7 protein-coding genes are annotated in these 12,965 nt (G+C 45.2%); 4 read left to right on the forward strand and 3 right to left on the reverse strand.

Annotation, left to right across the window (positions count from 1 at the left end; all coding sequences use genetic code 11):
* The first annotated feature begins 28 nt into the window (after window positions 1-28).
* Window positions 29-628, forward strand: a complete 600-nt coding sequence (locus DWW60_RS12495) for a hypothetical protein (RefSeq protein WP_243002961.1) — start codon at window positions 29-31, stop codon at window positions 626-628.
* Window positions 629-657: 29 nt separating this feature from the next.
* Entirely contained in the window at window positions 658-1,887 is a 1,230-nt protein-coding gene (locus DWW60_RS12500) for a 6-phosphofructokinase (RefSeq protein WP_117875499.1), read from the forward strand.
* Window positions 1,888-1,953: 66 nt separating this feature from the next.
* Here DWW60_RS12500 and DWW60_RS12505 read toward each other — a convergent pair whose 3' ends face one another.
* The 3 genes from DWW60_RS12505 to DWW60_RS12515 all read right to left on the reverse strand — a co-directional run bounded on the left by DWW60_RS12505 (window position 1,954) and on the right by DWW60_RS12515 (window position 10,733).
* Window positions 1,954-3,519, reverse strand: a complete 1,566-nt coding sequence (locus tag DWW60_RS12505) for a glutamate synthase subunit beta (RefSeq protein WP_117875500.1) — start codon at window positions 3,517-3,519, stop codon at window positions 1,954-1,956.
* 2 nt (window positions 3,520-3,521) lie between these two features.
* Entirely contained in the window at window positions 3,522-8,069 is a 4,548-nt protein-coding gene (gltB, locus tag DWW60_RS12510; protein ID WP_117875501.1) for a glutamate synthase large subunit, read from the reverse strand.
* 333 nt (window positions 8,070-8,402) lie between these two features.
* Entirely contained in the window at window positions 8,403-10,733 is a 2,331-nt protein-coding gene (locus tag DWW60_RS12515) for an LCP family protein (protein ID WP_022217152.1), read from the reverse strand.
* 204 nt (window positions 10,734-10,937) lie between these two features.
* On the opposite strand from DWW60_RS12515, the gene DWW60_RS12520 reads away from it, so the two are divergent.
* Together DWW60_RS12520 and DWW60_RS12525 are read left to right on the forward strand one after the other, a co-directional pair.
* Entirely contained in the window at window positions 10,938-11,666 is a 729-nt protein-coding gene (locus DWW60_RS12520) for a glycosyltransferase (protein ID WP_022217153.1), read from the forward strand.
* 63 nt (window positions 11,667-11,729) lie between these two features.
* Window positions 11,730-12,953: a UDPGP type 1 family protein gene (locus DWW60_RS12525; protein ID WP_022217154.1), complete on the forward strand. Its 1,224-nt coding sequence runs from the start codon at window positions 11,730-11,732 to the stop codon at window positions 12,951-12,953.
* The last annotated feature ends 12 nt before the right edge of the window (window positions 12,954-12,965 follow it).

A 12,965-nucleotide genomic window follows, 5' to 3' on the forward strand; every position in this document is an offset into this window, starting at 1 on the left:
CCAAACATGAAAGGCAGGTGTTCACCAAATGGATAAAACCAGCTTACAAATGTTATTCGGCGTATTGCTCGGAGTATTTCTGCTTGCACTCATAGTCATCACTGTGGTGTATGTCAGAAGAAAGCTTGCCGATAAGCGCGAGGAGGCACTGAAAGATCTCGATCTCATGCAGGAAGAGGCTATCAGGGAGGAACAGAGCCAGAGCAAGGGGTACTGGATAAACCGTGATGACATCGAGGACGAGAATCAGGCTCATCTGCTCCGTTACTACCACTATTTCGATAATATCGATGAATGTATCCACGATCTCATAGTTGAGATGTATGACTGTGGATTTGTCAGGACAGAAGAGATATTTGTCGCAGCATACGGTGAGGAAGCACTCACACCTGATTCATTCATTTACATGACAGATGCTGACTGCGATCTGGAAAAGGCAAAGGCTGCACTTCCGCCTGTCAGTGAGAAGAGCCAGAAGATCATCTATGACCTCTGGTGCTCATATGTCGAAAAGCTTCTGGACACTGTTGAGATACACACAACCGATGCCAACAAAGATATAATCAAGGACGCACTTATGGTTTATGGCCGCAAAAAGATAACCATACTCCTGCGCAGTCCAGAATAAAATAAAACCTTTCAAAGGAGATTTACAAAATGAAAGATAACTGTATAGTAGCTCAGTCAGGAGGTCCTACCGTAGCGATAAATGCTTCGCTGGCAGGTGTCATAGACGGAGTTAAGAAAAGCAACAAATACACCAGAGTTTACGGTGCAATTCACGGGATCCAGGGAGTGCTGGACAATAATTTCATAGATCTGTCCCTCATGGCCCTCTCAAAATTTCCTCTGGTAAATACTCTGGAGCTCTCCCCTGCAATGTACCTTGGCTCATGCAGATACAAGCTTCCTGATTTTGAGGTTGACTCAAAACCTTATGAGATAATATTTGACAGATTTGAGGAATATCAGGTTGCCGCATTCTTCTATATCGGCGGCAACGACTCTATGGATACAGTGGATAAACTCAGCAAATATGCAAATAAGATCGGATCGGATGTGAAGATCGTCGGCATCCCTAAGACCATTGACAATGACCTGTGCCATACCGACCACACTCCGGGATTTGGCTCTGCAGCCAAGTATGTTGCATCCACCATGTTGGAGATTGCCCACGACACTTACATCTACCAGATACCAAGTGTTGTCATCGTGGAGATCATGGGCCGTGATGCAGGCTGGCTCACCGCTGCATCCTGTCTGGCAAGAAATGACTACAGTCCTGCTCCTCATCTCATATATCTTCCTGAGGTAGACTTCGATGAGGATCAGTTTATAGATGACATCAAAAATGTATTAAAGACTTCAAGATGTGTCATCGTGGCCGTATCTGAGGGTATACATGATAAGGATGGCAACTACATCAGCGCATCTTCTGCTGTGGCAGACAAGTTCGGACATGCCCAGCTCAGCGGAACCGGCAAGGCTCTCGAGAGTCTTGTTAAGGACAGAATGGATATAAAGGTTCGTTCCATCGAGCTCAATGTTCTCCAGAGATGTGCAGCGCATATTTCCTCAAGGACAGATATCAACGAGTCATTTGCACTTGGCCAGGCTGCTGTAAAATACGCCGCCGAGGGAATGACTGCTGTTATGTCCACGATCAAGCGAGTTTCTAACGATCCATACCAGTGGATCATTGAACCTGAGAATGTATCTCTCATCGCCAACCAGGCTAAGACAATTCCGCTTGAGTGGATCACACCTGAGAAGAATGACGTCACACCTGAGATGGAAGCATATCTCAGACCTCTTATAATCGGCGAGGTTTCCCTTCAGTACAAGGATGGACTTCCTATGTACCTGCCGGTAAACCACCTGCTTTAAAGAATAAAATATCCCTAACACCTCAATATCTGTGGTGTTAGGGATATTTTTTTTATTTTGTATATCCTACTGCAAATTAGTGTATCCGAGCAGCAGCTCTTCTACTGCCATGGCGGCCTCGCGGCCTTCGCGTATGGCCCATACGACCAGTGACTGGCCTCTGTGCATATCTCCGGCTACGAATACCTTTGGAACATTTGTTGTATATGAGTTTGGACATGGAGTCTTGACATTTGTTCTCTCGTTGAGTTCCACGCCAAAGCTCTCTGCCACATATGTCTGACATCCGAGGAATCCGGCTGCGATGAGTACCACATCACAGTCAACGATATACTCGCTTCCCTCTATCTCTGTCATAGTCATTCTTCCTGTCTCAGAATTCTTCTTCCAATCGAGCTTCACACACTTGGCTGCCTTGACATTTCCGTCCTTGTCCTTAACGAATTCCTTGACTGTAGTCTCATATATTCTAGGATCATGTCCGTATACTGCTATTGCCTCCTGCTGACCGTAGTCTGTCTTGCAGATCTTCGGCCATTCTGGCCATGGATTGTCTGGTGTTCTTGTATCAGGTGCCTTTGGCATCATCTCAAGCTGTGTAACGCTGACAGCGCCCTCACGGACTGCTGTTCCCACACAGTCATTTCCTGTATCACCACCACCGATGACGAGAACATTCTTGCCTTTACAGTTCACGAACTGCTTGTCAGCAAAGCCCGAATTTACAAGGCTCATTGTCGTAGTCTTGAGGAAATCAACAGCGAAGTAGATTCCCTTTGCATCCCTTCCAGGTGCTTTTATATCTCTTGGATTGGCTGCACCACAGGCAAGCACAACTGCGTCGTATTCCTTGAGCAAATCCTCAGCCTTCACATACTTGAGGTTCTTGTTCTTAAGATAACCTGTCATCTGATCATCCTTCGGACACACAGCCTTCGCAGATGCCTTTCCGGTTGCAACCTCTGTGTTCAGTACGAACTTTATTCCTCTCTTCTTCATGACATCTATTCTTCTGTCTATGATCTGCTTCTCAAGCTTCATGTTTGGGATACCATACATGAGAAGTCCGCCCGGTCTGTCACTTCTCTCATACACAGTCACGTCGTGGCCTCTGCCGATCAGCTGGTCTGCCACGGCCAGTCCCGAAGGACCTGAACCTATGACTGCCACCTTCTTGCCTGAGTGAACCTTTGGCTGTTTATCATTTACAAGGTCATTTGCAAATGCATACTCTATGATGGCTCTCTCGTTCTCGCGGACCGACACTGGATCACCGTTTAAGTTACAGGTACATGCCTTCTCACAGAGAGCCGGGCACACACGGCTTGTAAACTCAGGGAAACAGTTGGTCTTGCTGAGTCTTGCAAATGCCTGCTCAAGATTGTCGTTATAGAGCATATCATTCCACTCTGGGATCAGGTTGTTCAGCGGACAGCCCGATGTCATTCCGCATATGTTCATACCTGCCTGGCAGAATGGAACGCCACAGTCCATACATCTTGCAGCCTGCTTTCTCTGCTCATCACGGCTAAGCGGAGTGTGGAATTCATTGAAATTCTTGATTCTGTCCTTAGGAGCAAGCTCTGCGCTTGTCTTTCTCTCATATTCTAAAAATCCAGTTGGTTTTCCCATTCCTACTTACCTCCGTTCTTAACCTTGTAGAATGCTTCGATAGCTGCCTTCTCGCGGCTCAGGCCCTTCTCCTCAAATGCAACTATCATATTCATCATCTTCTTGTAATCCTTTGGTATGATCTTCTTGAACTTTGGAAGATATCCCTCAAAGTTCTCAAGAATCCTCTTGCCTATCTCTGAATTTGTATAATTTACATGATCCATGATGAGATGCTTCAGCTCGCTCACCTCGTACTTGTCTGTCACAGCCTCTATGGATATCATCTCTTTGTTAAGTCTCTTGTACAGATCGTTGCCCATATCAAGTACATATGCAATACCACCGCTCATTCCGGCTGCAAAGTTCTTGCCTGTTGTTCCAAGAACTACTACTTTACCACCTGTCATGTACTCACATCCGTGATCGCCAACACCCTCAACGACCGCCGTGGCACCAGAGTTACGAACTGCAAATCTCTCGCCGGCAACACCGTTGATGAATGCCTTACCACTTGTGGCACCGTACAGTGCAACGTTTCCTATGATGATGTTATCCTCATGCTTGTACTTAACTGAACGAGGCGGATAAACTATCAGCTTACCACCTGACAGACCCTTGCCGAAGTAATCGTTGCTGTCGCCCACCAGCTCAAGTGTAAGTCCCTTTGGAATAAATGCTCCAAAGCTCTGTCCGCCGGCGCCGTTGCATTTGACGATGTATGTGTCCTCATCAAGTGACTCGCCGTACTTCTTTGTGATCTCTGAACCGAATATCGTTCCAACAGATCTGTCTGTGTTGACCACATCAAGCTCAACGCTCTTCTTCTGTCCCTTCTCAAGTGCAGGTCCAAGCTTCTTCATGAGAATTCTCATATCTACTGTCTTCTCAAGCTGGAAGTCATAGACATTCTTCTCGTGATACTTTACCTTGTTCTGTGGCATATCTATATAAGGATTGTTAATTATCTTATCAAGGATGACATTTCTCTCATCTGCTCTGTCGCTGCTCATGAGGAGATCTGAACGTCCAACCAGCTCATCGACTGTTCTAACGCCGAGCTTGCTCATGTACTCTCGAAGCTCCTCTGCTATGAACAGCATGAAGTTCTTCACGTACTCAGGCTTACCTCTGAATCTCTTTCTGAGTTCTGGGTTCTGAGTTGCTATTCCGACAGGACATGTGTCAAGGTTACATACCCTCATCATGACACAACCCATTGTTACAAGCGGTGCTGTTGCAAATCCAAATTCCTCAGCTCCGAGCATTGCAGCTATCGCAACGTCACGGCCTGTCATCAGCTTACCGTCTGCCTCAAGTATAACCTTATTTCTGAGGTCGTTCATGATAAGTGTCTGATGTGTCTCTGCAAGTCCAAGCTCCCAAGGAAGGCCTGCATAATGGATGGAGTTGTTAGGTGCTGCTCCTGTTCCTCCATCATAACCTGAGATCAGGATGACCTGTGCTCCGGCCTTTGCAACACCGGCCGCTACTGTACCTACACCAGCCTCAGACACAAGCTTTACTGATATTCTCGCATCACGGTTTGCATTCTTGCAGTCGTAGATGAGCTGTGCAAGATCCTCTATCGAATAGATATCGTGATGTGGTGGTGGAGAGATAAGGCTTACACCCGGTGTTGAAAGTCTTGTCTTTGCGATCCATGGATATACCTTTCCGCCAGGAAGATGTCCGCCCTCTCCAGGCTTTGCTCCCTGTGCCATCTTGATCTGTATCTCCTTGGCACTCACAAGATATCTCGATGTAACGCCAAATCTTCCTGATGCTACCTGCTTGATGGCTGAGCATCTATTCTTGCCATCCTTGCCGATCGTAAGTCTCTCTATCGACTCACCGCCCTCTCCTGAATTGGACTTACCGCCCAGCTCGTTCATGGCGATGGCCATACACTCATGTGCCTCCTGTGATATACTTCCGTAGCTCATGGCACCTGTCTTGAATCTCTTGACTATCTCACTTGCTGGTTCAACCTCATCAAGTGGAACCGGCTTATCAGCAAACTTGAAGTCCATGAGACCTCTAAGGTGGAATGGCTTCTGCTCATCGTGGAGCGCTGCTGTGTACTGCTTGAACAGCTTGTAATCGCCGCGCCTTGTTGCCTCCTGAAGAAGATGTATCGTGACAGGATTGTACAGATGCTCCTCCTTGCCGCTTCTGAACTTGTGTGCACCGATGCTTGTAAGGGCAAGGTTCGTGTTAAGTCCAAGCGGATCAAATGCTGATGAGTGAAGATCATCAACTGTCTTCTCAAGCTCCTTTATACCAGAACCGCCAACACGGCTTACTGTATTTGTAAAGTATCTGTCCACAACGTCCTTTGAAAGACCGATACACTCAAATATCTGTGATCCCATGTATGACTGGATCGTTGATACACCCATCTTGGATGCGATTTTTACTATTCCGTGGCATATTGCACTGTTGTAATCATCGACAGCCGCATTGAAATCCTTGTTCAGCAGATGCGAATCTACCATCTGCTTGATTGTCTCTATTGCAAGATAAGGGTTGACTGCACATGCACCATATCCGAGAAGTGTTGCGAAGTGGTGAACGTTTCTTGGATCAGCACTCTCAAGGATGATCGCAACCGCAGTTCTCTTCTTAGTTCTTACCAGGTGCTTCTGCATGGCTGATACTGCAAGGAGTGATGGTATTGCAACATGGTTCTCATCCACACCTCTGTCTGAGAGGATGAGGATATTTACACCGTCCCTGTAGAGCTTGTCGGCCTCGATAAACAGTCTGTCGAGAGCCTTCTCCATGGATGTGTTCTTATAATAAAGAATAGGAAGTGTCGCAACCTTAAGGCCAGGAACATTCATATTCTTGATCTTCAAAAGATCCGTATTTGTCAGTATTGGATGGTTGATCTTCAGCACATGACAGTTCTCCGGCTTCTCCTCGAGGATATTACCATCCTTTCCGAGATATACCGATGTGGATGTGACAACTTCCTCTCTGATCGCATCGATAGGTGGGTTTGTAACCTGTGCAAATAACTGCTTGAAGAAGTTGAACAGTGGCTTGTGGCTGTTCGAGAGAACTGCAAGTGGTGTATCAGTACCCATGGCACTGATTGCCTCTGCACCTTTCTCTGCCATAGGATATATGGTATTCTTGAAATCCTCGTAGGTATATCCAAATGCCTTCTGAAGTCTTGCTCTCTCCTCGTCTGTATACTCCTGAACTCTGATATTTGGAATCTTCAGATCAGCGAGATGTACAAGATTGCTGTCTACCCACTCTCCGTAAGGCTTTGCCAGCGCGTATTTCTCCTTGATCTCCTCATCAGATATAAGACGTCCATTCACTGTGTCGACAAGAAGCATCTTGCCAGGTCTGAGTCGGTCTTTCTTTACGATCTTGGATGGATCAACGTCCAGGACTCCGACCTCAGACGAAAGTACAAGGTAATCATCATCTGTTATATAGTATCTCGATGGTCTAAGTCCATTTCTGTCAAGGACTGCTCCCATGAGCTCACCGTCTGTAAATAATATAGAAGCAGGGCCATCCCAAGGCTCCATCATGGTTGCGTAATACTGGTAGAAATCCTTCTTCTCCTGACTCATGGCTCTGTCGTTCTCCCATGGTTCAGGGATCGTGATCATGACAGCCATAGGAAGCGGTATTCCGTTGAGCACGAGGAACTCAAGACAATTGTCAAGTCTTGCTGAATCCGATCCATCCGGATCAAGAACAGGCATAACCTTGTACATCTCATCCTGCATGATGGTCGACTCCATAGTCTCCTCACGGGCGATCATCTTGTCTTCATTTCCTCTTATTGTATTGATCTCACCATTGTGGCACAGATATCTGTATGGATGAGCTCTGAGCCATGATGGTGTTGTATTCGTTGAAAATCTTGAATGAACAAGTCCTATAGCTGACTCATAGTCTGGATCCTGAAGGTCGTTGTAGAACTTTCTGAGTTCACCGACAAGGAACATTCCTTTATATACTATAGTCTTGCTGGAAAGTGATGGAACATACGTGTCATCATTGCTCTCCTCAAATATTCGTCTGACGAAGTAGAGCTTTCTGTCGAAGTCCATACCGGCCTTCACTGTCTCAGGTCTTCTGATGAATGCCTGCATGATGCATGGCATGACATCTATTGCCTTCTTGCCAAGGATTCCAGGTGTTGTAGGAACCTCTCTCCAGCAAATGAACTCCAGTCCTTCCTTCTCCACTATGACCTCAAACATTTTCATAGCCTGCTTGCGCGCCAGCTCCTTCTGTGGAAAGAAGAACATTCCTATTCCATAATCGCCTTCCTTTCCAAGGTCATATCCAAGCTCTGCTAAAGCCTTGGTGAAGAACTTATGTGATATCTGAAGGAGTATACCTACACCGTCTCCGGTCTTGCCCTCTGCGTCCTTTCCTGCTCTGTGCTCAAGATTCTCAACAATCTTGAGTGCATTGTTCACTGTGTCATGTGTCTTTATACCCTTGATATTGACAACGGCACCGATACCACAGTTATCGTGCTCAAAGCTTGGGTCGTATAATCCGGTATTCTCCGCTCTCTTATTCTCAATCATGTCCTGTTCCGTCCTTTCCATGTTTTTGTCATTCACAACGATATTTTGCTTTTGGCTTTTGTTTCTCAAGTAAATATTGCTATTTTTGTATTTTTCTCAAGTCGTTTATCGTTTTTGATATATTACTACCATTTACACTGTTTGTAAACAACTTTTTTCAATAAATTATCTGACAGTTTTCGATTAAAAAACAATGCTCTGTAATGTATATACAATTCTTTATGTTGTAGCCTTTCTTTAAGCATCGGATGTCTCATATCTCAATGTCTCCGATGCATAAAAAAGGAAGCCCCATATCTGAAGCTTCCTTGCTTAATTATTATGTTTAGTTTTTTATTCCTCGACGATCATTCCCTTTGGAGGAGTTGTTATCGTCCTAAGATCTCCATCCTCGTCGCTTCCATCTGATATTCCATCACCCGGAGCCTCCGTCGTCACCTTGACCTTCTGTGACTTAACACCTGATATGCTCTCTATATTGCTGCTTATCTGCTTTACTGTGCCTGATATGACGTATTTGTCAGCACCATACAGATATTCATGTAATGCCTCCACATTGGATGCCATATCAGCAGCCACAAGGCAGTTACCCTTGTCCGAGAGTTCCTTTGCCTCATATGCAAATGGGAATCCTGCGGTATCTACAACCTTATATCCAGCCACACTCTTGACAAGAGCATGTATATCGTCCTTGTTAAGACTTGTTGATATACATTTAAATGAAACATCAACAAATGAATCAAGTGAACCTGTGTCTGCGCTAAGCAGCTTGTCTATAACCTTCATGAGGACTATTCTCTGTCTCTCGGTTCTTGTTATATCTCCCTGGCCAGTGGATCGTATTCTTGAATATGCAACTGCCTGCTGTCCGTCAAGAGTATACTCTCCTGCCTCAGTTATTCCTGATGAATATTTGCCTGACAGGCTTATCTGCTCTGCAAGGTTCTTATTGAAGTTGTTCACCTCTTCATCAATGACCTTGACATCAACGCCTCCAACAGCATCGATTATACTTGCCATTGCACTGAAATCAACTGCCACATAATCTGTGATATTCAGGTCGAGATTGGTATTCAGTGTGTTGATAGCTGTAACCGCACCGCCGAGCTGGTATGCGTAATTCACCTTCTGTGTGGTATCCATGGAACCGCTTGCTATCTCCATCAGAGTATCTCTGTATACAGATACAAGCTTGATCTCCTTGGTGCTCTCATTGATGCTCACTATCATTATACTGTCACTGTTAGTTCCTGAATTCATATTCGAATCTCTGGAATCCACTCCGTAGAGTGCAATGGCACGATATCCCTTGGTCGCATCCTTGACACCGTCATTGACAAGTATCTGATCTGCACTTATCTCATTGATATCCATCTCATTGTACTTCATTCTGGCATAATTCTTGACATATATTATACATATGAGTATAAACAGTGCAAGCAGGACAAAGAACGCTATCGCCCACACTCTTGTACTGATGTTAAGCTTCTTTCTCTCCGGATTGACAACCTTTGGATCAGCCTCATCGAGAAGGTTCGCCCTGAAGAACTTTTCGCTGTCTGACTCCTCGTCCTCCTCAGGCTCTTCCTCATCATCCTCAAGCTCCACTTCATCGAAGCCCAATGCTTTGCCTATGTCTCCAAGTCCCAGATCAGCCGTATCTGATTCCGAATAACTGAGCTTATCCTCATCAATATCCTTCTCCATACGCTCAAGCTCATCCATGTCCAGCATGTCATCTGTTCTTCGGGATGATACTGTCGAAGCCTCTTCCACAGGCTCTGCCTCTGCAGCTTCCTCGACCTCATCGTCAAGGACAGGCTCCGTATTCTTCTCCAGAATATCTGCCGGCTCAGTCTTCTGTTCATGCTCTTCTACTGGCTGTGTGGCAGTTTCTACAACTTCCGCATCACTCTCCTGCGGCTCAGTGATCTTGTTATCTTCCTCAACAGGCTCTTCCTTTTTCTCAGCTTCTTTCATCTGCTGGCGGCGCTCAAGCTCCTGCTGAACCTTAAGCTTTCTTGCCTCTTCGCGGGCATTCTGCTCTCTCTCGAGCTCCAGCCTCTCAACCTCAGCCTTTGCCTTTGCAACATTTCTCTGGGTGCGTTCCCACGCCTCACGTCTAAGCTCCTCATGTCTTGTCTGCACATCTGTCTCAATATTGTCAACTTCTCTGAGCAGATTGTCCACAGATGAGCTTCCTGTGCTCTGTATACTCCTGCGTGGTCTCTGGGCAGCTTTTGAAGGTCTCTGCACGGTACTCTGATTGCTCTGTGTCCTCGGTACAGTGCCCTGTGTCCTCTTCACCGGACCTCTGTCCACAGCTCTGTCTGCTACAGGCTGTCCGGTCTGTCTCTGCTTTGCCCGGGCCTCACTCTTCACTCTTCTTGCCCTGCTGTCCTCGTGATAATACTCGTCATAATTCTCTTCCGGCTTCACAGGTCTGGAAATATTCTTCTGAGTCTTCTTCTCCGGCTTCTTTTCCGGTCTCTTATCAGCCTTTCTCTCCGGCTCAGGATCACGCCTTTTTTCTTTCTTCTTTTTATCCCCGAACAACAATGATCCTATCAATCCACCATCATCAAGATAATCATCATCGTCATCCAGCCAATCCATGTCCTCATCGTACCTGGATCTCATTCCATTTTTCTTCTTATTATCCATTGGAACTCCTTTTTCAAATATCTAAAAATGTCGTTACCTCGATTTATAATACATTATATTTTTTCCTTTTACAACATGTATTATATCTTAATTAGTATAAACACCTTCATATTAACACTATTTTATTTGACACATGATGTATAAAAAAGTATACTCGTATTAATAATGTCTAAATATCAATGCTTATTTTTTAAGGAGCAGGAAATGGATACTAACAATATTACTTTGTCGGTGGTTATGCCCGCCTACAATGAAGAACAGCACATCAAAGATAATCTTCTTGAGACTAGCCGAATACTCAGCCGTTTTCTTCATCATTATGAGATAATCGCTGTGAATGACGGCAGCAAGGACTCCACAGGCAAACTTATTGCCGAGGCAGCCGAAATGGATTCTCATATTGTAGATACAGGATATGATGTCAATCAGGGAAAGGGACATGCTATCACAACCGGAATTGCCAAAGCTTCCGGCAAATATATAGCATTCCTTGATTCAGACCTTGAACTGAGTCCATCTCTTCTCAAGCCATTTATGAAGCAGATGAGGGACACCGGTTCTGACATAGTCATAGGATCAAAGCTTCACCCTGAATCCAAGCTTGATTATCCTCCTATTAGAAGAGTCATGAGCTACAGCTATTATATTATGCTCAAAATGCTATTTCATCTTGGTATCCATGACACCCAGACCGGTATAAAGCTTTTCAAAGCAGAAGTCATAAAGCCGATTGCCGAGAACCTTTCCATATCGGGCTATGCTTTTGATATTGAAATCCTTGTGGCTGCACACAGACAGGGATATTCGATATCCGAAGCTCCTATCGTCCTGAATTACAGCAGGGACGATGCAGCAGATGGAAGAAGGATCAAGATCAAGGACATTTGGAAGGTATTCACAGACACTATTGAGATCAAGAAGAAATATCATTAATTTAGGGATTATACACGGATAGAGAAAATAAATACAAACTACACATTTATTAAGGAGATTTTTATGAATTACGAAAACGCTTACAAGCTTCTCGAAGAAAAAGGACAGCTACACTTATTAAAGTATTATGATACTCTCAGCGAGGCTGAACAGGCAACACTCCTGAACCAGATCAGTGAAATTGATTTCTCACTTATCGATATGATCGGACACAATTCATCAGGAAGTGATTCTGATATCGCTCCCGTTGCAGCTCTCCAGATGGACAGCATTGCAGAAAAATATGATATATACAAGAACGCAGGCCTTGAAGCCATCAAAGCTGGCGATCTGGCACTGGTCCTCCTGGCAGGTGGTCAGGGCACCCGTCTTGGATTCTCCGGTCCTAAGGGAACCTTCAACGTCGGTGTCACCAAGGATATGTTTATATTCCAGCTTCTCATCGAGCACACCCTCGATATTGTGAAGATGGCAGATACCTGGATCCATTTCTTCATCATGACCAATGAGAAGAACCACGATGACACAACATCATTCTTCAAAGAGCATGACTACTTCGGTTACAATCCTGAATATGTTCATTTCTTTAAACAGGAAATGGTTCCTTCAGTGGACTTCAACGGCAAGATATATCTCGAGGAGAAGGGAAAGGTTGCCATGTCTCCTAACGGCAACGGTGGATGGTTCTCATCCCTCTGCAAGGCCGGCCACCTCGACAAGCTCACGAAATACGGAATCAAGTATATAAATGTATTCTCAGTTGACAATGTACTTCAGAGAATTGCAGACCCAGTATTCCTCGGAGCAGTTCTCACAGAGGGCTTCCTCTCCGGCGGAAAGGTTGTCAAAAAAGCATACCCTGACGAGAAGGTTGGCGTCCTGTGTACTAACCACGGAAAGCCATATATCGTCGAGTATTATGAACTCACAGATGCCATGCGTGATGAGCGCGATGCCAACGGCGATTACGCTTACAACTATGGAGTTACATTAAACTATATCTTCCCGGTTGACAGACTGATGAAGATCATGAATGAAAGTATGCCTCTCCACATCGTCAAGAAGGCTATCCCTTATGTCGGTGAGGATGGAGAGATCGTCAAGCCATCAGAGCCAAACGGCTACAAATTTGAGACACTGGCTCTCGATATGATCGCTTATATGGGAACATGTCTTCCATTTGAGGTCGACAGAGAGAAGGAATTTGCTCCTATAAAGAATGCTACAGGAAATGATTCTATAGACTCAGCCAGAGAGCTCCTCAAAAAGAACGGCTACACACTTTAATCCATGAATATA

It is taken from the genome of Coprococcus sp. AF16-22, assembly GCF_003461545.1.
GTDB lineage: Bacteria > Bacillota > Clostridia > Lachnospirales > Lachnospiraceae > Coprococcus > Coprococcus aceti.

Excerpts from the sequence above, each read along its gene's own strand:
- DWW60_RS12500 (WP_117875499.1), top strand. The coding sequence starts at position 658 with ATGAAAGATAACTGTATAGTAGCTCAGTCAGGAGGTCCTACCGTAGCG.
- DWW60_RS12505 (WP_117875500.1), bottom strand. The coding sequence starts at position 3,519 with ATGGGAAAACCAACTGGATTTTTAGAATATGAGAGAAAGACAAGCGCA.
- DWW60_RS12525 (WP_022217154.1), top strand. The coding sequence starts at position 11,730 with ATGAATTACGAAAACGCTTACAAGCTTCTCGAAGAAAAAGGACAGCTA.
- gltB (WP_117875501.1), bottom strand. The coding sequence starts at position 8,069 with ATGATTGAGAATAAGAGAGCGGAGAATACCGGATTATACGACCCAAGC.
- DWW60_RS12520 (WP_022217153.1), top strand. The coding sequence starts at position 10,938 with ATGGATACTAACAATATTACTTTGTCGGTGGTTATGCCCGCCTACAAT.
- DWW60_RS12495 (WP_243002961.1), top strand. The coding sequence starts at position 29 with ATGGATAAAACCAGCTTACAAATGTTATTCGGCGTATTGCTCGGAGTA.
- DWW60_RS12515 (WP_022217152.1), bottom strand. The coding sequence starts at position 10,733 with ATGGATAATAAGAAGAAAAATGGAATGAGATCCAGGTACGATGAGGAC.